The organism is Novosphingobium sp. 1529 (assembly GCF_040544855.1).
GTDB classification, from domain to species: domain Bacteria; phylum Pseudomonadota; class Alphaproteobacteria; order Sphingomonadales; family Sphingomonadaceae; genus Novosphingobium; species Novosphingobium capsulatum.
The window spans coordinates 43,581-62,971 of sequence record NZ_JBEPKW010000001.1 but is presented as its reverse complement, the minus strand read 5'-3'; the positions used below and the strand labels follow the sequence as shown (position 1 = coordinate 62,971).

Annotated in this window: 19 protein-coding genes and 1 tRNA gene; 6 read left to right on the top strand and 14 right to left on the bottom strand. The window is 67.4% G+C overall.

Annotated features, from left to right (window positions below; all coding sequences use genetic code 11):
- Positions 1–260: 260 nt before the first annotated feature.
- Positions 261–337 (bottom strand) — tRNA-Arg (locus tag ABIC78_RS00295).
- A gap of 124 nt (positions 338–461) precedes the next feature.
- Here ABIC78_RS00295 and ABIC78_RS00290 point away from each other — a divergent pair.
- Both ABIC78_RS00290 and ABIC78_RS00285 read left to right on the top strand, forming a co-directional pair.
- Complete coding sequence (locus tag ABIC78_RS00290) at positions 462–980, top strand: hypothetical protein (protein ID WP_082350073.1); 519 nt, start codon at positions 462–464, stop codon at positions 978–980.
- 70 nt (positions 981–1,050) lie between these two features.
- Positions 1,051–1,551 (top strand): MmcB family DNA repair protein, encoded by a 501-nt coding sequence (locus tag ABIC78_RS00285; RefSeq protein WP_062783146.1) that lies wholly within the window; start codon positions 1,051–1,053, stop codon positions 1,549–1,551.
- Positions 1,552–1,558: 7 nt separating this feature from the next.
- Here the strand turns inward: ABIC78_RS00285 and ABIC78_RS00280 are convergent, their stop codons facing one another.
- From ABIC78_RS00280 to ABIC78_RS00260, 5 genes are all read right to left on the bottom strand, one after another.
- A complete protein-coding gene (locus ABIC78_RS00280) occupies positions 1,559–1,990 on the bottom strand; it encodes a hypothetical protein (protein WP_054131623.1) in 432 nt (143 codons plus the stop codon).
- A gap of 84 nt (positions 1,991–2,074) precedes the next feature.
- The gene (locus tag ABIC78_RS00275) at positions 2,075–3,160 is read right to left on the bottom strand and encodes a sensor histidine kinase (protein WP_255352196.1); all 1,086 of its coding nucleotides are present in this window, start codon (positions 3,158–3,160) and stop codon (positions 2,075–2,077) included.
- Positions 3,161–3,186: 26 nt separating this feature from the next.
- Positions 3,187–3,633 carry a response regulator gene (locus ABIC78_RS00270; protein ID WP_062783143.1) on the bottom strand — a complete coding sequence of 149 codons (447 nt, stop codon included), beginning with the start codon at positions 3,631–3,633 and terminating at the stop codon, positions 3,187–3,189.
- On the bottom strand, positions 3,626–5,131 hold the full coding sequence (locus ABIC78_RS00265; protein WP_354487153.1) for a sensor histidine kinase: 1,506 nt from the start codon (positions 5,129–5,131) through the stop codon (positions 3,626–3,628). The genes ABIC78_RS00270 and ABIC78_RS00265 overlap by 8 nt, the downstream gene beginning before the upstream one ends.
- 218 nt (positions 5,132–5,349) lie before the next feature.
- Positions 5,350–6,915 carry a DEAD/DEAH box helicase gene (locus ABIC78_RS00260; RefSeq protein WP_062783137.1) on the bottom strand — a complete coding sequence of 522 codons (1,566 nt, stop codon included), beginning with the start codon at positions 6,913–6,915 and terminating at the stop codon, positions 5,350–5,352.
- 298 nt (positions 6,916–7,213) lie between these two features.
- Between ABIC78_RS00260 and ABIC78_RS00255 the strand changes: the two genes are divergently transcribed.
- A complete protein-coding gene (locus ABIC78_RS00255) occupies positions 7,214–7,414 on the top strand; it encodes a DUF1289 domain-containing protein (protein ID WP_354487150.1) in 201 nt (66 codons plus the stop codon).
- A 214-nt stretch (positions 7,415–7,628) separates the two neighbouring features.
- Positions 7,629–8,216 (top strand): TMEM165/GDT1 family protein, encoded by a 588-nt coding sequence (locus ABIC78_RS00250; protein ID WP_022675603.1) that lies wholly within the window; start codon positions 7,629–7,631, stop codon positions 8,214–8,216.
- A 110-nt stretch (positions 8,217–8,326) separates the two neighbouring features.
- On the opposite strand, the gene ABIC78_RS00245 is transcribed toward ABIC78_RS00250, so the two are convergent.
- From ABIC78_RS00245 to ABIC78_RS00215, 7 genes are all read right to left on the bottom strand, one after another.
- Positions 8,327–8,947, bottom strand: coding sequence for a MarC family protein (locus tag ABIC78_RS00245; protein WP_028657678.1), 621 nt, complete (start codon positions 8,945–8,947; stop codon positions 8,327–8,329).
- A gap of 1 nt (position 8,948) precedes the next feature.
- A complete protein-coding gene (locus ABIC78_RS00240; RefSeq protein ID WP_054131616.1) occupies positions 8,949–9,713 on the bottom strand; it encodes a hypothetical protein in 765 nt (254 codons plus the stop codon).
- Between the two features lie 75 nt (positions 9,714–9,788).
- Positions 9,789–10,682 carry a bifunctional methylenetetrahydrofolate dehydrogenase/methenyltetrahydrofolate cyclohydrolase FolD gene (gene folD / locus ABIC78_RS00235; protein WP_022675600.1) on the bottom strand — a complete coding sequence of 298 codons (894 nt, stop codon included), beginning with the start codon at positions 10,680–10,682 and terminating at the stop codon, positions 9,789–9,791.
- A gap of 4 nt (positions 10,683–10,686) precedes the next feature.
- A complete protein-coding gene (locus tag ABIC78_RS00230; RefSeq protein WP_022675599.1) occupies positions 10,687–10,980 on the bottom strand; it encodes a YggT family protein in 294 nt (97 codons plus the stop codon).
- Between the two features lie 113 nt (positions 10,981–11,093).
- Complete coding sequence (locus ABIC78_RS00225) at positions 11,094–11,684, bottom strand: hypothetical protein (RefSeq protein WP_108338588.1); 591 nt, start codon at positions 11,682–11,684, stop codon at positions 11,094–11,096.
- 88 nt (positions 11,685–11,772) lie between these two features.
- Entirely contained in the window at positions 11,773–12,687 is a 915-nt protein-coding gene (gene argB, locus ABIC78_RS00220) for an acetylglutamate kinase (RefSeq protein ID WP_022675597.1), read from the bottom strand.
- A gap of 65 nt (positions 12,688–12,752) precedes the next feature.
- Entirely contained in the window at positions 12,753–13,433 is a 681-nt protein-coding gene (locus ABIC78_RS00215; RefSeq protein ID WP_028657676.1) for a queuosine precursor transporter, read from the bottom strand.
- 101 nt (positions 13,434–13,534) lie between these two features.
- Between ABIC78_RS00215 and ABIC78_RS00210 the strand changes: the two genes are divergently transcribed.
- Positions 13,535–14,803, top strand: coding sequence for a NupC/NupG family nucleoside CNT transporter (locus tag ABIC78_RS00210; protein WP_022675595.1), 1,269 nt, complete (start codon positions 13,535–13,537; stop codon positions 14,801–14,803).
- A gap of 119 nt (positions 14,804–14,922) precedes the next feature.
- On the opposite strand, the gene mutS is transcribed toward ABIC78_RS00210, so the two are convergent.
- On the bottom strand, positions 14,923–17,523 hold the full coding sequence (mutS, locus tag ABIC78_RS00205; protein WP_459541057.1) for a DNA mismatch repair protein MutS: 2,601 nt from the start codon (positions 17,521–17,523) through the stop codon (positions 14,923–14,925).
- 196 nt (positions 17,524–17,719) lie between these two features.
- Between mutS and ABIC78_RS00200 the strand changes: the two genes are divergently transcribed.
- On the top strand, positions 17,720–19,348 hold the full coding sequence (locus ABIC78_RS00200) for a hypothetical protein (protein ID WP_354487144.1): 1,629 nt from the start codon (positions 17,720–17,722) through the stop codon (positions 19,346–19,348).
- Positions 19,349–19,391 lie beyond the last annotated feature (43 nt).

The following is a 19,391-nucleotide window of genomic DNA, read 5'->3' as shown; positions in this document are numbered from 1 at the left end:
TCGGCGGCGGTTATGCAGAATCGGCTGAATCAACACAATATTGGCTGAAATCTGCTGATTGCTAAGTATACATACCAATACTGTGCGTCTTGTTCCGCTGAACGTCATGCGCGGAACGATATGCCGTGTTCACGGTGAATTTATTGTCGGAACAACTTACGCACAATTACGCGGTAATGCCGTGAGCGGCGTCGGCGCAGCGCTGGCGCCACGCGCAGCGCGGGCCAAGGGGCCGATCAAGCATCAGATGTTGAGGGAAGTGGCGCACCCGACAGGATTCGAACCTGTGACCCCTGCCTTCGGAGGGCAGTACTCTATCCAGCTGAGCTACGGGTGCGTGAAGTGGCGCCCTAGCAGTGGCGGGCAGGGCATGCCAGCGGTTTTTGCACGGCCCCTGGCCATGGCATCGGCACGGCGGAAAATTAGGAATCGGTTAACAATCCCAGCCTAGCCTTTCCGCCATGGAACACCCCCCATTCCAGTCCTTCCGCGCTGGCCAAAGCCTTGATTCAGCGCCGCGCGATCCCTTGCGCGAGCAGGCGCGGCAAACGGTGCAGGGCGGCCCGCCGCCGCTGTTGCCCGGCGGCGCATCGGATGTGCTGGGGGCCGATCGGCTGGCGGCGCGGGCACGGCTGGCGGGCATGTCGCCGCTCGATACGGTGTGGATGGCGCTGCACGAGGCGGCGCGGTCGGTGGCGGTGCTGGCGGGGCGTCCTCCCGAACCGCTGCGGCCCGACGTGCGCAACTTTCCCGCGATCATGCGGGCCACCGGCGGCTGGCGGGCCGACCAGGCGCGCGACGGAATCGAAGACCTGGCTGCCGTGCTGCAACCGGGCTTGCGCGCCCTGATCGCCGCCCAGGGCCGCGCCACGCCCGAGGCGCTGCGCCAGGCCGCCCAGGCGCTGTGGCAGGAATTCGAGGCCGCGCGTGCTGCGCTGCTCGATCTGATCCCGCCGCTCAATCTTCGGCCGCAACGCTAGGGTGTGTGGGGATTCAGCCCATGGCGGGCTGCGGCTTTACCTGTTCGCATTATGTTCCTAATCTGGCGGCATGTCCGATTCGATTCTCGTTCCGCCCACTGCCCCCTCGCTGTCGCCCGATGCCTTGGCCGTGGCACGCGGCGTGGCGCGGCTGTTTGCCCGCAACGATATCTGGTGCCTGGCTGAAATGCCGCTGCGCAATGGCCGCCGCGCCGATCTGATGGGGATCGATGGCAAGGGGCGGGTGGTGATCGTGGAAATCAAGGTCAGCCGCGCCGATCTGTTGGGCGATAGCAAGTGGCCGGAATACCTCGATCATTGCGACCGGTTCTATTGGGGGCTGGCGCCGCATCTCGATCGCGCCGTGCTCAACGATGCGGCGTTTCTGCCGCAGGCCTGCGGCATCATCGTGGCCGATGGCTATGATGCGGAAATCGTGCGGCCGGCGCCCAGCCTGCCGTTGGCCGCCGCGCGCCGCAAGGTAGAGGTGGAGCGCCTGGCCCGCACGGCCTTGCGCCGGCAGGTGGTGGCGGCCGATCCGGCCTGCGCCACCTGGGGCATCGATCATTGAGCGTGGTTTAGCCGGCCGCGGCGGCGCGCAGCACTTTGGATACCAGCGCCTGGGAGACTGACAGCACCCGTGCGGTTTCGGTCTGGGTAAGGCCGCGTGCGGCGAGCGCCACGATCTGCGCATCGCGGGCGGCACGGGCCTGGGCACCGCTGCGCCCGCTGGTTGCTGGCAATGCGCTGGGCAATTGATCCGGTTGTTCGTCTGGCGCGTTGGTCAGCGTATCGAGCGCGAGGCCGGGGCCGACGATCTCGCGCGTGGCGGTGCGGCCGTCCGCGCCGCTCGTCGCCAGGCGGGCAAGGCCGGTGGTCTTGTCGATCGACAGGGTGCAGCGCGCCACGTCCGGCTCGGCCATGGCTTGGGCCAGCAGTGCCATGACGGCCCGCGTCAGGCCTTGGTCAGCCGCCGCCTTTTCCGCGTTGCGTTTGCGCTTCTTGCCCATGCCCACCCCCGTTGCCTGCGCTTGCCGTGATCGATGGTGTATTCGTGATATGAAAAATATCACAAACTGCCGCGACGGCAAGGTTCAGATGGTGAAATCCGCCGGCACGCTTTCGTCGCCCAGGCACAGATCATCAGCGTTGAGGGTAAGCGTCAGGCAGGCGCGCGTGCCGGGCATAGCCTCGCCGGGATGCACCGCCTCGTGTGCCAGGCGTGCCCCGCGCGAGCGGGTGAGCGCATCGATCAGCCGCGTGCCAAGGCCGGTGCCATGCACGGTGCCGTCGGGCGGCATGCCCCAGCCATCGTCTTCCACGCACAGCATCAGGCGCGCCTCGGCATCAGCCTGCTGCGTCAGGCGCAGGGTGACGCGCACCTCGCCTTCGGCATCGGCCGGATAAGCATATTTGCAGGCATTGCCGACCAGTTCGTTGGCGGCAAGGCCAATGGTGACGGCAAGGTCGGTTTTCAGCCGCGCGGGATCGGCATCGACCGTCACCGTGCGCGGCCGCTGGGCCGACCAGGCATCGCCCATGTCGCTGGCCAGAGCGGCGAGATAATCGTCGATCGCCACGAATTCGACGTCATTGGTCGTGTAAAGCCGCCGGTTGACCTGGGCGATCGTGGCAATGCGCTGGTGCGCGCGATAGAGCGCATCGCGCGCGGCCTCGTTGTCCACGCTGCGCGCCTGCATCGAGACGAACGCCATGACCATCTGGAGGTTGTTGGCAACGCGGTGGTTGACCTCGCGCAGCAGGGTTTCCAGCCGGGCGTTGCTGGCGCGCAGATCCTGTTCGGCGCGGTCGCGGGCCTGGCGCAGGGCGGTGGCTTCCAGCACCTGGGCAAAGCTTTGCGCCAGAAGATCGAAGAAATCGTCGCCCACTGCCTTGACGACATAGTCCTGCGCCCCGGCTTTCAGCGCGGCCACGGCGATGCGGCTCTCTTCCGAGCCGGTGACATAGACGATCGGCGGGCAATCGGGCAGGGCGCGCAGCCCTTCGAGCGTGGAGAGGCCGTCGCGACCCGGCATGTAATGGTCCACGGCTACCAGGTCGAAAGCCTGGCTTGCGGTCATGGCGATGCCTTCATCGCCGCTGGCCGCGGTGGTTACGTCATATCCCTTGCGCGCCAGCACACGTGCGACGAGGCGCCGCAGCCCCTCGTCGTCGTCGATATAGAGAATGCGCGCGGCGGGACGGATCAGACCTCCTCCGCACTCGGGATCTGGATCACCGACAGGAACAGGCCCAACTGACGGATCGCGTCGGCAAAGCTTTCATAGTTGACGGGCTTGGTGATGTAGACGTTGCAGCCCAGGTCATAGCAGCGCTGGATTTCCACCTTGTCATCGGTGGTGGTCAGCACGACCACCGGGGTGCGGCGCAGCGGGCCATCATCGCTCTTGATCCGGGCGAGGATATCGATGCCGCTCATGTCCGGCAGGTTGAGATCGAGCAGGACCAGCGCCGGCCCGTTGTGGCTGGGGCCGTGCTCGCTATCGAGCAGGAACGACAGCGCCGAGGTGCCATCGATGAAGTGATGGATCGTGTTGGAAATGCCGGCGCGGCGGATGTTCTTCTCGATGAGACGGGCATGACCCTCGTCGTCCTCGATCATCACGATGTTGACGGGACGTTGATTAACCATTGGCTTCTGCGCCTTTCCATTCGATCGGCAGGTTGACGCGGAACGTGGCGCCTTTGCCCAATTCCGAAACCACTTCGATCACACCGCCAAGGCGATAGGCAAGCGCACGAACATGCGCAAGACCGATGCCTTCGCCCGGCTGGTCCTGCACGCCAGAGCGGCGGAAAAGGTCGAAAATGCGTTCATGATCACGCGGATCGATGCCGCGGCCGTTGTCCGTCACCTCGATGATGGCGCGGCCGCGCACGGCCTTGCCGCTGATGTGGATTTCACCGGCGCGGCCGGGCTGAAGGTACTTCAGCGCGTTTTCCATCAGGTTGGACAGAATCTGTTCCAGCGCGGTGCGATCGCTGGTGAGCGTGGGCAACGCCGCGATGGTCAGCGTGGTGCCGGTTTCGGTCAGGCGGTGCTGCATCGTATCGGCGATCGAGCGGACCAGCGCGGTGAGATCGAGCGTCTCGGGCGCCAGGGTGCGGCGCCCTTCGCGCGACAGGCGCAGGATGGCATTGATCAGCCGGTCCATCTTCTGGGTGGAACTGCGGATGAAGCCGATCGCCTCGGGCAGGTCTTCCTCTACCGCGCGCAGCACATCGGCGGGCGAGGGCACCGCAGCGCCCGCCTGCGCCGGATCGTGCAGCGAGCGGGCGATCACGTCGGTCGCCGCTTCCAGTTCGGCGGTAAAGCCCATGACGTTGACCAGCGGAGAGCGCAGATCGTGGCTGACAATATAGGCAAAGCGCTGGATTTCGGCGTTGGCGCGCTGCAGCTCGGTGGTGCGCGAATCGACCAGGCGTTCCAGGTCGGTATTGAGCGCGCTCAGCTCCAGGCGCGAGGCGCGCAGATCGCGCAAGGTGCGGCGCACCAGCAGGATCGTGGCGCTGGCCACTGTCAGGATCAGCAGCGCGATCGCCACCAGCACCATGTTGAACGTGCGCAGGCTTTGCGCCTGCAGCGATTCGCGCTGGCGCAGCAGGGCGCGCTCTTCATCGGCCATGGCGTCGGCCACCTGGCGGATCTCGCGAATATGGACGACGACGGGATCGTGGAAGAAATCGCTGCGCAGGGCGGCCTGCGCGCTTTGGCCCTTGCTGCGTTCCGTCCTTTCGGCCTTGACGTAATCGCTCAGCAATTGCCGCATCCTGCGGATGTTGGCGGCCTGCTCGGGATTGTCTGCGGTCTTGCTCTGGACCATGTCGAGATCGGCGAGCGCGCTGGCCAATGCCTCGTCGAACAGGCCATTGAACGCGGGATCATCGCTCAGTAAGCGGCCGCGCCGGGCGGTTTCCATGCGCTCGGCCTTGCTGGCAAAGGCGCCGATGCGCGCCTGCACTTCCAGCGTATGGGCAACCCAGCGCTCGCTGTCGGTATTGCGTTGCTGCGTCCACAACGCCGCGCCGAGCCCGGCGAGCAGGGCGGCAAAACCGATGGTCAGCAGTGTCAGGATGAAGCGGTTGACCCGGGTATCCCTGCCCAGCGCGGTCAGATTCGTCGTTTGCATTGAAACCCTTCCCGCGCGGCACGATCGCAGATGGCGCCGCGCGCCCACGACAGGAATGCCGATCGGCCCGGTTGGTTCCACCTGCGTCCCCCAACAATGGCATTTTTGCGCCGGGGCGAGCGCGGCATGGCAGCGGCGGCGCGCAGGTTTGCCATGAAAAAAGGGTGCAGGCCGCGTGGCCCACACCCCTTTTTCAAGCCATCGGCGCTGCCGCTGAATCAGACCACGCGGCGCACCTTGTTGCGGTGCTGGCCGGTTGTGGCCGGGCCGCGCGGGCGAAACCGGCGCTTGGCAGCCGCTTCACCACCGGCGTCGTGCCGGGCGGCATCGCTGCGCGGGGCATCGCTGCGACGGCGATCCTGGCCCGTGCGGTCTGCGCTGCGCGGCGTGTCACTGCGGGGTGCGTCGCTGCGGCGCGTGTCGTCACGGCGGGGCTCGCCGCGATTGTCGGCGCGGGGGGCGTCCTGGCGCGGGCCACCATCACGGCGGCCATCGCGGCGTCCGCCGTCCTGGCGGCCACCGTCGCTGCGCCCGCCATCGCGACGGCCACCACCGGCGCGGCCACGCGGCTGGTCGCGGCGCATGTCGGTGTCTTCGGCCGCGCGACGCACGGGTGCGGGCAGGCGTGCCGCATCGGCCAGGAAGTTTTCCGGCAGCGGCATGACATCGGGCTTCACCTTGGTGAGGCGTTCGATATCGCGCAGGTAGGGCTTTTCATCAGGCGCGCAGAAGCTGATCGCCACGCCATCGGCACCGGCGCGCGCGGTGCGGCCAATGCGGTGCACATATTGCTCGGGCACGTTGGGCAGTTCGAAGTTGAACACGTGGCTCACCCCCGAAACGTCGATCCCGCGTGCGGCAATGTCGGTTGCCACCAGCACCGGGCACGAACCCTGGCGGAACGCTTCCAGCGCGGCTGTGCGCTGCGCCTGGCTCTTGTTGCCATGGATGGCGCGGGCATCGATGCCGGCGGCCGAAAGATTGCGCGCCACGCGATCGGCACCATGCTTGGTGCGGGTGAACACGATGCCGCGATCGAGCTGCTTTTCCGCCAGCAGGCGGCGGATCGTCAGCGACAGCAGCGCCTGCTTTTCCGGCTGGTTGAGGAAGCTGACGAACTGTTCGACGCGTTCGGCCGTGGTCGATTGCGGGGCCACTTCCACGCGCACCGGGTTCTTGATGAACTGCTTGCCCAGGTCTTCGATCGACTTGGGCATGGTGGCGGAAAAGAACAGGCTCTGGCGCTTGGCCGGCAGCAGGTTGGCGACGCGCTTGAGCGCATGGATGAAGCCCAGGTCCATCATCTGGTCGGCTTCGTCGAGCACGAAGATTTCAGTGCGGCCGATGGTCAGCGCGCGGTTGTCGATCAGGTCGAGCAGGCGGCCCGGCGTTGCCACCAGGATATCGACGCCCGGCACCAGGCGGCGGGCCTGCTTGCCGATGGGAATGCCGCCGAACACGCAATCGACCGTCAGGCGCAGGTTCTTGGCATAGCCCTTCATGTTGTCGGCAATCTGGGCAGCCAGTTCGCGCGTGGGCGACAGCACCAGCATGCGGCACGACGCCGGCTTGCGCGGCTGCGGATCGGCGGCCAGGCGGTGCAGCGAGGGCAGCGCGAAGGCAGCGGTCTTGCCGGTGCCGGTCTGCGCGATGCCGAGCAGATCGCGCCCTTCGAGCAGCGCGGGAATCGACTGGCGCTGGATCGGGGTGGGATCGGTGTAGCCCTTGGTTTCAAGCGCGCGGAGAATCGGCTCGGCAAGGCCAAGGTCAGAAAAATAGGACATGGAGTTCCAATGCTTTGCAATGCCTCCCAAGGCCGGCCACGACAATGCGCGACAGGCCCGATGGGTGCAGGGTCGAACGTGCGACCCCTTGCGTGATAAAGGGAGGCGGGTGGGGCACGATGCGCGCAGCCGGGGCGGATCGTTTCCGTAGCGACGGTCGATCTCACGCTTGCCCGGGCCTCTGTCACCTGCCGCTGGATCGCGGCGGGCGCATCGCACCTGCTGCCGCGTCCTTAGGGGCAATGGCGGCAATGCGCAAGGAAATTGCGCTGCGCTGCACCCAGGCCTAGGGCGTGGCATGGATTCTTCCGGCCATCCTGCCCCACCCGCCAGCCCCTGCACGGGGGTGTGCAGCATCGCGCCCGATAGTGGTCTGTGCCGTGGCTGTGCCCGCACCATGGCCGAAATCACCGCATGGTATCGCGCCGGTGCTGAAGAAAAGCGTGCGATCCTGGCACGTTGTGAAAAACGCCTTGCCACCGGCTACGTGGCACCCTAACCGATCGGCCACGTCACTTGGGGAGTAGCCACCGCGCGTCGCGCGCGGCGCCCAGCGTCAACATGCTTGGTCGAGAGATCATGGCGCGGGCAGAGGCAGGCCGGACACGGCCCGCTGCGGGCAAGACCAAATGGCAGCTGTGTGATTCGCTCGGCCGGGCGGAAACACGCGCTGTCGTTTGTCTTCGTCTCGCCCGGCCCGGAACGTATCACCCATGGCACCCTTGTTCGAAGCCTTCAGCACCTCCACCGCCGTGGTCGCGCTGGCCGAAATCGGCGACAAGACCCAGCTTCTCGCCATTGTCCTGGCCACGCGGTTCAAGCGGCCAGTGCCGATCGTGCTGGGCATCCTCGCTGCCACGCTGGTCAACCATTTCCTGGCGGCCCTGGTCGGCATGGTCGCGGCCGACCTGCTCGATGGCCTGTGGTTCCGCTATGCCATTGCGGGCGGCTTCATCGCCATGGGCCTGTGGACCCTGGTGCCCGACAAGCTCGATGACGAGGACGACGCGGCGCGGCCGGCGCGCTTTGGCGCGTTCCTGACCACGGTGGTGGCGTTCTTCCTGGTGGAAATGGGCGACAAGACCCAGGTGGCGACCATCGCGCTGGGCGCGCGGTTCCACGATGCCGTGGCGGTCACGGCCGGCACCACGCTGGGCATGATGCTGGCCAATGTGCCGGCGGTGTTCCTGGGCAATGCCCTGATCGCGCGCGTGCCGATGAACCTGGTGCGCATGGTTGCCGCCGCGCTGTTCATCGTGATCGGCAGCTGGCTGCTGGCGCAGACGGCTGGTCTGGTTTGAGGGTTGGGGCGCTGCGTTGGCGCCCTTCGACAGGCTCAGGGCGAACGGGGGGCATTATCCCCCGGAACCGTTCGGGCTGAGCTTGTCGAAGCCCTTGTCGCGAACAGCGCTTAAAACTGGGTGCGCAGCCCGTCGATCACGAATTGCGCCGCAAGGGCCGCCAGCAGCACGCCCAGCAGGCGGGTGACCACCGCCTCTACCTGCTCGCCCAGCACGCGGATGATCGGGCGGGCGGCCACCAGCGCAACAAAGCTGAGCACCATGACGACGCCCAGCGCGGCGAGCACCACTGCGGTTTCCTCGGTGCCGTGGGCGCGCGCGGTCAGCAGCATGATCGAGGCGATCGAGCCCGGCCCGGCCAGCATCGGCATGGCCATGGGAAAGACCGAGACGTCTTCCACGTGGGGCTGGGCATTGCGCACCTTTTCCGCGCGTTCCTCGCGCCGTTCGGTGCGCTTTTCGAACACCATGTCGAGTGCGATCAGGAACAGCATGATGCCGCCGGCGATGCGAAAGCTGGCGAGTTCGATGTGCAGCGCGCCGAGCAGGGCTTCGCCGAACAGGGCAAAGACCACCAGGATGCCGGTGGCGATCACGCAGGCGCGCAGCGCCATCTGCGTGGCCTGGCGCGCGCTGGCATGGGTGGTCAGCCCGGCATAGATCGGCGCGCAGCCGGGCGGATCGATCACCAGAAACAGCGTGGTGAAGGCGGACAGGAACAGTTGCAGCATGTCAGCCACCTTGGCGCTGGTCGGGGGCGGCGTCCAGATGGACAATGTCGGCCATCACGCCGTCTTTCCACTGCCAGGCGCGAAACGCGCGGCTGCCATCGGGCCGCACGGTGGATCGCCAGGCCAGGGTGCCATCGTTGGATTGCGCGGTCTGACTGTCGGACCCGGCGGGCGCGTCGTCAGCGGGAATCGCGCCAGCCAGGGGGCGCTGCACGATGGGCGCGTTCTTGGCGGGCTTGGGCGCAGGGCGATCGTCTGCGCCGGCTGGCATCGGCCGGGCCGGGCAATCGGCCACCAGGCCGATCAGGAATTCGGGCGCATCGGGCAGGCTGGCGGCCGTGCCCTCCAGCGACAGGCGCCATTGGTAGTTGCCCTTCTTGGCGTGGCGCTGCCACACCGTGGCATACCAGCCGCCGGTTCCGGTGGCGGTTTTCCAGCGGCCACGGGTGATGCCAAAGCTGCCGTCGCAGGCGATCCACGCGGCATCGGGCTGATGCGGGTGGCCCGGCATGGCATCCTTGCGGCGCAGCAGGGGATCGGCTGCCTGGCGTGGCGGCAGGATAAGCTCGGCCCCTTCGGCCATGCTGGTGGCCAGTCCCTCGCGCGGGCCCTTGGCCTGCATGGCCTGGGCCGTAGCGATATCGGCGCCGATCAGCGCGCTGGGATTGGCGATCATCCGCACGCGTCCGCCGGCCGGCTGGGCCAGGGCGGGGGCGGCAAGGCAGAAGGCAAGCGCAAGGGCGATGCCGGGGGCACGAAACAGCATGCCCCGGTTCTATCGGATGCCGGCCCGGGGGCCAAGCAAGCACTTGGCAATGAAACGTTCCGCCAAGAACCGTGATCAGATCGCGTCAGGCGCCAGGGCCAGGCCGGCGTGGCGATAGGCCGCCACCAGCGTGTTGCGCAGCAGCACGGCAATGGTCATCGGGCCGACCCCGCCGGGCACCGGCGTGATCGCGCCCGCCACCGCAGCGGCTTCGTCATAGGCAACATCGCCGACCAGGCGCGTCTTGCCTTCCACGGCACCGGCCACGCGGTTGATGCCCACGTCGATCACCGTGGCGCCAGGCTTGATCCAGTCACCCCGGATCATTTCCGGGCGGCCAACGGCGGCCACGACGATATCGGCGCGGCGCACCACATCGGGCAGGTTGCGGGTGCGGCTGTGCGCCACGGTCACCGTGCAGCTTTGCGCCAGCAGCAGCTGGGCCATCGGCTTGCCCACAATGTTGGAGCGGCCGATGACCACGGCATCGAGCCCGGACAGATCGCCCAGCCGGTCTTGCAGCAGCATCAGGCAGCCCAGCGGCGTGCACGGCACGAAGCCGGCCTGGCCCACGGCCAGGCGCCCGGCATTGGTGACGTGAAAGCCATCCACGTCCTTGTCGGGGTTGATCGTGGCGATCACCTTCTGCTCGTCAAGATGGCGGGGCAGCGGCAACTGCACCAGAATGCCATCAACGGCGGGATCGGCGTTTAGCTGTTCGACCAGGGCCAGCAGCGTGGCTTCGTCGGTATCGGCGGGCAGCTTGTGTTCGAAGCTGGCCATGCCGGCTTCCACCGTGCTCTTGCCCTTGGAGCGGACATAGACCTGGCTGGCCGGGTCTTCTCCCACCAGCACCACGGCAAGGCCTGCCTGGCGCCCGGTGGCCTGGGTGAATTCGGCCGCCAGAGTGGCGATGCGCGCGCGCAGGTTGGCCGCAAAGGCCTTTCCATCGATAACGTTGGCAGTCATGAAATCAGTACCCCGAGGCGGCCAGGCCGTTGAGCAGGATCGACAGCAGGCGCAGCAGCACGATCAGCACCATGGGCGAAAAATCGATACCGCCGGTGTTGGGCATGAAGCGGCGGATCGGCGCCAGCAGCGGATCGAGAATGGCATTGAGCGCGCGCCAGATCGCGACGACCGCGTTGTTGCTGGTGTTGATCACGTTGAAGCTGATCAGCAGGCTCATCACGAACTGCACGATCACGACCATGCTGACAACGCTGATCAGGTAATCGATCATCTGGACAAGGGTATAGAGCAGCACGGGCGGCGTTCCTTATGGCGGCAGCGGTGCTGCGCTTTAGCCCAGGCTAGGCCCCAAGGGCAATCGGGTGAACGCCGCCCTTTTGCGCAAGATTTCGTTGGGTCTTGGCCCGCTCAGGGCATCAAGGTGGTGCTGTCGATGTGCCAGCGCAGCTGCTCGGCGGTGGCGCCCGGCACATCGTTGACCCGGCGCAGCACCACTTCGCCGGTCAGGCGGCGGGCGCCGTCGATGATCGTCACCGGGGCCGTGTAATAGATCGATCCGGCGGCGCCTTCGGACTGGCCGGGATCGATCGTCACGCGCGGTTGCACCAGCTTGCCCCAGCGCGCGGTGAATGCCTTGGTGTCGAGCCCGCTGCCCTTGCCGTGATCGCCCCAGAACGCGCGGACCGAGGCCCAGTCGCGCGCTTCCACCGCCGTGCCCCAGGCGGCCAGCACCTTGCCCGGATCGCGCCGCGCGTTGAGCGCTGCGGCGTAAGCAGGATTGGGCGCCGGATCGGCTGCGGCTGCGTCAGTCGCGGCAGGCTTTGACGCTACATCGGGCGCGCTGTCTTCGCTCGGCAGGTCAGAAGGCGCCACGATCCAGGCCGGCGGGGTGGTTTCCGCACTGTCTGGCGCGTTGGCAGAGGCTTGCGGTGCGGGATCAGGCCGCCGGTCACATCCCGCAAGGTTGATGACGATGGCAGAGGCGAGGGCGGTGGCCATGCAGGAACGGATCATGCCCCTAACCACGCTTGGCATCGGCTTTCGTTCCATTCCCTGCCTGCCTGGCCCGTTTCGGCGCGCGCGGCTTTCAGCGATGGATCAGCGTGCCGGCGCCGCGCGCGGTGAAGATTTCCAGCAGCATGGCATGGGGCACCCGGCCATCGAGCACCACCGCCGCCTCGCACCCGGCCTCCACCGCGTGGACGCAGGTTTCCAGCTTGGGGATCATGCCGCCGCTGATCGTGCCATCGCGCGTCAGCCCGGCGATGTCGTGCGGGGTCAGGTCGGTCAGCAGGCGCTTGTCCTTGTCGAGCACGCCCGGCACGTCGGTCAGCAGGAACAACCGCGAAGCGCCGAGCTTGGCCGCGATCGCGCCAGCCATGGTATCGGCGTTGATGTTGTAGGTGTGCCCGTCCTTGCCCACGCCGATCGGCGCGATGACCGGGATGAAGCCAGCCGCGCTGGCGGTGTGGATGATGGTCGGATCAATCTCGGTCGGTTCGCCGACAAAGCCCAGATCGACCACACGCTCGATATTGCTTTCCGGGTCTTTGGTGGTGCGTTCCACCTTGGTGGCGGTGACCAGGCCGGCGTCCTTGCCGGAAATGCCCAGCGCCTTGCCCCCGGCCGCCGCGATCCAGCTGACCAGTTCCTTGTTGATCTTGCCCGACAAGACCATCTCGGCCACTTCGGCCGTGGCTGCATCGGTCACGCGCAGGCCGTCGATGAAGTGCGATTCCACGCCCAGCTTCTTGAGCATCGCGCCGATCTGCGGGCCGCCGCCGTGCACCACCACCGGGTTCACGCCCACTGCCTTCAAGAGCACGATGTCTTCGGCAAAATCGCGCGCGGCATCGGGATCGCCCATGGCGTGGCCGCCATACTTCACCACAAAGGTCTTCCCGGCATAACGCTGCAGATAGGGCAGCGCCTCGGTCAGCGTTTCCGCCTTGGCGAGCATGCTGGTGCGATAGGAGTCGGTCTGATCGATGTTCGTGGCCATGATGGCGGCGCCTTAGCCGTCTTCGACCGAATTTGCAGTGAATATTTGCGCCGTGAAGATTTGTGTCAGGCGCGATCGAGCCGGCGGCCCAGCCGCACCGCCAGCCAGATCAGCGGCGGCACCATCAGCGTGGACAGCAGCAGCTTGGCGCCGAGTTGCCCGGTCATCAGCGCGCCGATCGGCAGCGGGTGCCCATCGGCGCCCTTTTCGCCCCAGAACGACAGGGTGATGAACAGCACGGTATCGGCCACCTGGCTGAGCAGGCTGGCGAGCCAGGCGCGCAGCATCAGCCGCTGCCCCTGGCCTCCGCCGATGCGGGCAAAGACATGCACGTTGAGCGTTTGCGACACGCCATAGGAAATCAGCCCCGCCAGCTGCATCCGCGCGCCCTGGCCCAGCACCGTGGCAAAGGCTTCCTGCCCCTGCCAGAACGGCGCGGGCGGCACGGCGTGGATCACCAGGGTAAGCAGCACCATCGAGACGATCAGCGGAATGAAACCCAGCCGCACCAGCGTGGTCGCGGCCTTCTGGCCATAGAGTTCGGCCGTGGTGCTCGACAGCACGACCAGCAGCAGAAAGCAGAAAATGCCCGATTCCACCGCCAGGCTGCCGACCACGGGCCAGGTGCCCAGGCTCGCGATCTTGGCTCCCAGCACCCCGGCAAGAACCACTAACCCGCCGTAAAGCAGGGAAAATACGAACAGTGCGCGGGGCAGGGAGACGGTCTGCGGCGCGGATGAAGGCATCTTTTCCATCGGTGGCCTCTATCCTGATTTTGACGCGGCGCCAAATATGGTTAGGAACGAAACCGTCTAAATCCCCCGTACGTGGAGTTGGCGATCCCGCCATGCGCATTCTTTCCAGTCTTGGCGGCATGGCGCTGCTGTTTGCCATCGCATTCCTGCTCTCCTCCAACCGCCGCGCCATTCGCTGGCGGGTGGTGCTGCCAGCCTTTGCCCTGCAGGCGGGCCTGGCCGCGCTGGTCCTGAGCTTTCCTCCGGGCAAGGCAGCGCTGCAGGGGGCGGCCAGCGCGGTGCAGCAGTTGCTGTCCTATTCGCGCGCCGGGGTGGAATTCGTGTTCGGCGATCTTGCCCGGCCCGAACTGGGCGGCAAGAGCGTGGCGATCGCCGTGCTGCCGCCGATCGTGTTCTTCGCCGCGCTGATCTCCATCCTCTATTACCTGGGCATCATGCCGCTGGTGATCCGCTGGATCGGTGGCGCGCTGGAAAAGGTGACTGGCATCAGCCGCGTGGAATCGCTGTGCGCGGCGGCCAACATCTTTGTCGGGCAAAGCGAATCGCCCTTGGTGATCCGCCCTTATCTTGCCGCGCTCTCGCCCAGCCAGGTGTTCACGGTGATGAGCGTGGGCATGGCCGGCGTGGCCGGCACGATCCTGGCCGCCTATGCCGGACTGGGCGTGCGGGTGGATTACCTGGTCGCGGCGGCGTTCATGTCGGCACCGGGTGGGGTGTTCATGGGCAAGCTGATCATGCCCGACGTGCCCCCGCTGCACGATGCGGTTGATGCCGATGCCGACGCCGCGCTGACCAATCCGCACATCAAGCCCTCGCTGGAAGAGGCGCCCGAAGAACAGCGCCCGGCCAACCTGATCATGGCCGCCGCGCAAGGCGCGCAGACCGGGGTGAAGCTGGCCGTGGCGGTGGGCGCGATGCTGCTCGCCTTCGTGGCGCTGATCGCGCTGGCCAATGGCATGCTCGGCTGGGCCGGCGGCTTCTTTGGCCATCCCGGGCTGACCTTCCAGCAGATCCTCGCGCCGATCTTTGCGCCGGTGTTCCTGCTCTTGGGCGCGCCCAACTGGGCCGAAGCAATGCAGGCCGGCGGCCTGTTCGGCACCAAGATCGTACTCAACGAATTTGTCGGCTTCATCGATCTGCAAGAGGCCAAGGGCCTTTCCGATCACACCATCGCGATCGTCACCTTTGCGCTGTGCGGCTTTGCCAATTTCTCGTCGATCGCCATCCAGATGGCGGTGACCGGCGGCCTGGCGCCAAACCAGCGCCCGGTGATCGCGCGGCTGGGCATCAAGGCGCTGTGCGCCGGCGCGCTGTCCAACCTGATGAGCGCGGCACTGGCGGGGCTGTTTCTGTCGCTTTGACATCAAGCCCCTCCGTCGGCCTTGCGGCCGCCACCTCCCCATCGCTGATGGGGAGGACCTGAAGATCCTCCCTGCCGAAGGCGGGGAGGGGGACCGCCGCGCAAGCGGTGGTGGAGGGGCTATGCGTTTGCCTCGCGCTTGAGTTCATAAAGCAGATCGAGCGCGGCGCGGGGTGACAGCGCATCGATATCCAGCGCGTTGAGCTTGTCGCGCAGCGCATCGACCTTGTCCTCGGCCGCTTCGATGGCGGCGGCAAACAGGGGCAGGTCGTCAAGGCCCGCAGCCAGGCCACCGGTCGCGGCGCGGCCCTTTTCCAGCTTGTCGAGCACGCTGCGCGCGCGCTTGACCACGGGTTCGGGCACCCCGGCCAGGCGCGCCACGGCCAGGCCATAGGACTTGTCGGCCGGGCCCTGCGTCACCTCGTGCAGCAGGACCAGATCGCCTTTCCACTCGCGCGCCCGCACATGGTGCAGCGACAGCGCCGGGCAGGTTTCCGCCAGGCGCTGCATTTCGTGGTAATGGGTGGCGAACAGGCAGCGGCTGCGGTTGGTTTCATGCACCGCCTCGGCCACGGCCCAGGCCAGGGCCAGGCCATCATAGGTCGACGTGCCGCGCCCCACTTCATCGAGGATGACGAAGCTGCGCGGGCCGGCCTGTTGCAGGATCGCGGCGGTTTCGACCATTTCGACCATGAAGGTGGAGCGCCCGCGCGCCAGGTTGTCGCTGGCGCCGACGCGGCTGAACAGCCGGTCGACCAGGCCCACCGTGGCATCAAGCGCGGGAACATAGCTACCGGCCTGGGCCAGCAGCACGATCAAGGCGTTCTGGCGCAGGAACGTGGACTTGCCGCCCATGTTCGGCCCGCCGACCAGCCACAGCCGGTCAGCCTCGGCCAATTGGCAATCGTTGGCCACGAACCGCTCGCCCGCCTTGGCCAGCGCGGCTTCCACCACCGGGTGGCGGCCGCTGGTGATTGCCAGCACCGGTTCTTCCACCACCTGCGGCAGGCACCAGCCGCCCTCGCCGGCGCGCTCGGCATGGCTGGCGGCCACGTCGATGCGGGCCAGCGCGGCGGCGGTGGCGGCAATGCCCTCGCGTGCGGCGACGGCCTGGGCGATCAGGTCTTCGAAATGGGCTTCCTCGGCGGCCAGGGCATGGCCGCCGGCCTCGGCGATGCGGCTGGCTTCCTCGTGCAGGGCCAGCGCATTGAAACGCACCGCGCCGGCCATGGTCTGGCGATGCGTAAAGCCGGAATCGGGCGCCATCAGCCGGTCGGCATGGCGCGCGGGCACTTCGATGAAATAGCCCAGCACGCCGTTGTGGCGGATCTTCAAGGCGGCAACGCCGGTCTCGTCGCGGTACCTGGCTTCCAGCGCGGCGATGGCGCGGCGCGAATTGCCGGCTGCGGCGCGCAGTTCGTCTAGCCCGGCATCATAGCCTTCGGCGATGAACCCACCCTGGCTGCGCTCGGTGGGCGGGGTGGGCACCAGGGCGCGGGTATAGAGATCGACCAGCGCGCCATGGCCGGCCAGATGCGGCAACAGCGCGGCGATCAGGGCCGGGCGATCGGCGCGCGCCGAAAGGCTGTCGTGCAGGTGCCGCGCCTGGGCCAGGCCATCGCGCAACTGGCCCAGATCGCGCGGCGAACCGCGCCCGGCGACGACGCGGCCCAGCGCGCGGCCGAGATCGGGCACAGTGCGCAAGGTGGCGCGCAGATCGGCCCGCAGCAGCGGATCATCGACCAGCCACTGCACCGTTTCCAGGCGGGCGCGGATCTGCGCCAGATCGAGCAGCGGCGCGGCGAGGTCTTCGGCGAGCAGGCGCGCGCCCGCACCGGTGACGCAGCGATCGATCGCCTCGGCCAGGCTGCCCTTGCGCGTGCCGCTCGCTGATACCAGCACTTCCAGGCTGGCGCGCGTCGCCTCGTCCATCGCCATGTGCGCATCGGCCCCGCGCGCCACCGGCGGCAGCAGCAGCGGCAGGCGCCCGCGCCCGACGTGGTCGAGATAGGCGATCAGCCCGCCCGCCGCCGCCAGCATGGCCCGGCCGAACATGCCAAAGCCATCGAGCGTGGCAACGCCGTGCAGTTCTTTGAGGCGCGCTTCGCCCGCTGCGCTGTCAAACGTGCGGCCGTCGCGCGGCACGGCATCGAGCGGGGCATCGGCCCAGCCATCGGGGGCGACGATCTCGCGCGCACCGAGCCGGGCGAGCGCGGCGCCGAGCCGGTCGGGCGTGCATTCTTCCAGTTCCATCCGCCCGGTGGAAATGTCGCATGAGGCGAGGCCCACGCTGTCGCGCAGCGGGCAGAGGGCGGCCAGGACATTGGATTCGCGCGGGTTGAGCAGCGCTTCCTCGGTCAGGGTGCCGGCGGTGACGAAGCGCACGATATCGCGTGCCACCAAGGCCTTGGAGCCGCCGCGCTTCTTGGCCTCTTCCGGGCTTTCCACCTGCTCGGCAATGGCTACGCGGCAACCGGCTCGGATCAGGCGGGCAAGATAGCTTTCCGCCGAATGGACCGGCACGCCGCACATCGGGATCGGCGCGCCGCCATGCTCGCCCCGGCTGGTCAGCGCGATATCGAGGATCTGCGCGGCCTGGCGGGCATCATCGAAGAACAGCTCGAAGAAATCGCCCATGCGATAGAACAGCAGGCAATCGGGCGCCTGGTCCTTGAGCGCCAGATATTGCGCCATCATCGGGGTTGGGGCGGGGGTGGACATCGCGCTATCGCTAGCCCAGGCGGCGCGCATTCTCAAACCCGCAGGCGGGCCTTATGAACAGGCCGGATAGGCCGGCAGGGCGGCCTGCGGGTGTCACGGCTCCCCATGGCGGCATCGGCGTGATAAGGGCAGCCGCTCCACGCCCAGTATCCATCCCTGTTTCCACCCCAGCCCGACGCAGCGCAAAAGAGGCCTGATGCAAGTTTTCCCCCAGCGATTCCGGTTTCTGCTCGATTGGCGCGGCGGGGGTCTGCCCTGGCTTTCAACGCCGGCGATCATCCTGGGCGTGCTGCTGATCTGCTTTCCGTTCGTGCTGGTCGATGTGCCGCCGCTGATCGACGTGCCGGGACACATGGGTGCCGCCGCGATCGAGGCGGCTGGGCCGGATAGCCCGCTGGGCAAGTATCTGGGCTGGAAGTGGGTGTTCACGCTCAACATCGGCGGCGACGTGCTGATGAAAGTGCTGGGCGGCTGGCTGGGGGTGCTGGCAGCCGGGTGGTGGAGCACGGTGCTGGCCACGGGCCTGTTTGCCGGCGGCTGCCTGGCCACGGTGCGGGTGGCCAATGCCCGCGGCGGCCATGGCGCGCCCTGGGCGCTGATGTGGGTGTTCAGCTTTCCGCTGCTGACCGGGTTCCTCAACTATATCCTGGGCACCGGCCTGTCGCTGTGCGCCTTTGCCGCGGCGATGGCGCTGGAGGACCGCCCGCGTGACCGCGCCGGCCTGCTCGTGGTGGCCCAGCCGCTGGCGATGCTGTGCCATGCCATCGGCGGGCTGCTGCTGGCGGTGATGGTGGGCGCCAATGCCTTTGGCCGCGAACTGGACAACCTGCCGGCCGGTTGGTGGCGCCCGTCGCGCTGGCGCACGGTGATCGCCACGCACGATTGGAAGGCCGCCGCCGGGCGCCTCATCGTGCTGTGCTGGCCGCTGCTCGCCACGGTGCTGACCATCGTCTTGTGGAAGCTGTTCTCGCCCGAACCAGCGCGCAGCCTCAATGCCTGGCGCTGGGAACAGAAGGGCGTGTTCCTGGGCATCACCTTGCGCGACCAGTCGTTTGCGCTCGACGTGATCACCACGGCCGCCGCCTATATCCTGCTGCTCGGCGGGTTCTGGCTGGGCGGGCGGTGGAACTGGCAGCGCGGCCTGCCGGGGCTGTGCGTGCTGATCCTCTATGTGATCATCCCGAGCGATATCAACGGCAGCGCCTTTGTCGACGTGCGCCTGCTGCCCCCGGCGATGATGCTGTTGCTGGGCCTGCAGGACTGGAGCGGCGCGCGCCCGCGCGTGGCCCGCGCCGTGGCCTATGCCGGGCTGGTTCTGCTTGGCCTGCGCACGGTGGTCACGGCGGCCAGCTTCGCCGATTATGCCGATGACTATCGCCAGCAGCTATCCGCGCTCGAACATATCGAGCCGGGCGCCCGCATCCTCACGTTCGTGGAACATTCCTGCCTGGAGGAAGCGTGGCGCAACACCCGGCGCGATCACCTCGCCAGCCTGGCTAGCGTCTATCGCCAGGCCTGGGTGAACGACAACTGGGCCGTACCCGGTCTGCACATGGTCGTGCCGCGGTTCCGCCCGGCGCGCAATTTCGCGGCCGATCCGTCGGAATTCGTGTGGTCGCGGCGCTGCGCCAGCGGGCGGCTGCGCTCGATCGACTCGGCCCTGCGCTTTGCCCCGGTGGAACGGGTCGATTACGTCTGGCTGATCGATACCGGCCTGCCGCGCAACCCCGATCCACGCCTGCGCCTGGTGTGGCAGCAGGGGCGCAGCCTGCTGTTTGCCGTGCGGCCGCTGGGCCTGCCCAAATGGCAGGCGCGCGATTTGTAAGGGATCATTTCGTGCGCGCTCAAGCCTTCCCTAGCGCATTCGA

Excerpts from the sequence above, each read along its gene's own strand:
- ABIC78_RS00290 (WP_082350073.1), top strand. The coding sequence starts at position 462 with ATGGAACACCCCCCATTCCAGTCCTTCCGCGCTGGCCAAAGCCTTGAT.
- ABIC78_RS00285 (WP_062783146.1), top strand. The coding sequence starts at position 1,051 with ATGTCCGATTCGATTCTCGTTCCGCCCACTGCCCCCTCGCTGTCGCCC.
- ABIC78_RS00280 (WP_054131623.1), bottom strand. The coding sequence starts at position 1,990 with ATGGGCAAGAAGCGCAAACGCAACGCGGAAAAGGCGGCGGCTGACCAA.
- ABIC78_RS00270 (WP_062783143.1), bottom strand. The coding sequence starts at position 3,633 with ATGGTTAATCAACGTCCCGTCAACATCGTGATGATCGAGGACGACGAG.
- ABIC78_RS00265 (WP_354487153.1), bottom strand. The coding sequence starts at position 5,131 with ATGCAAACGACGAATCTGACCGCGCTGGGCAGGGATACCCGGGTCAAC.
- ABIC78_RS00260 (WP_062783137.1), bottom strand. The coding sequence starts at position 6,915 with ATGTCCTATTTTTCTGACCTTGGCCTTGCCGAGCCGATTCTCCGCGCG.
- ABIC78_RS00255 (WP_354487150.1), top strand. The coding sequence starts at position 7,214 with ATGGATTCTTCCGGCCATCCTGCCCCACCCGCCAGCCCCTGCACGGGG.
- ABIC78_RS00250 (WP_022675603.1), top strand. The coding sequence starts at position 7,629 with ATGGCACCCTTGTTCGAAGCCTTCAGCACCTCCACCGCCGTGGTCGCG.
- ABIC78_RS00245 (WP_028657678.1), bottom strand. The coding sequence starts at position 8,947 with ATGCTGCAACTGTTCCTGTCCGCCTTCACCACGCTGTTTCTGGTGATC.
- ABIC78_RS00240 (WP_054131616.1), bottom strand. The coding sequence starts at position 9,713 with ATGCTGTTTCGTGCCCCCGGCATCGCCCTTGCGCTTGCCTTCTGCCTT.
- folD (WP_022675600.1), bottom strand. The coding sequence starts at position 10,682 with ATGACTGCCAACGTTATCGATGGAAAGGCCTTTGCGGCCAACCTGCGC.
- ABIC78_RS00225 (WP_108338588.1), bottom strand. The coding sequence starts at position 11,684 with ATGGCCACCGCCCTCGCCTCTGCCATCGTCATCAACCTTGCGGGATGT.
- argB (WP_022675597.1), bottom strand. The coding sequence starts at position 12,687 with ATGGCCACGAACATCGATCAGACCGACTCCTATCGCACCAGCATGCTC.
- ABIC78_RS00215 (WP_028657676.1), bottom strand. The coding sequence starts at position 13,433 with ATGCCTTCATCCGCGCCGCAGACCGTCTCCCTGCCCCGCGCACTGTTC.
- ABIC78_RS00210 (WP_022675595.1), top strand. The coding sequence starts at position 13,535 with ATGCGCATTCTTTCCAGTCTTGGCGGCATGGCGCTGCTGTTTGCCATC.
- mutS (WP_459541057.1), bottom strand. The coding sequence starts at position 17,523 with ATGTCCACCCCCGCCCCAACCCCGATGATGGCGCAATATCTGGCGCTC.
- ABIC78_RS00200 (WP_354487144.1), top strand. The coding sequence starts at position 17,720 with ATGCAAGTTTTCCCCCAGCGATTCCGGTTTCTGCTCGATTGGCGCGGC.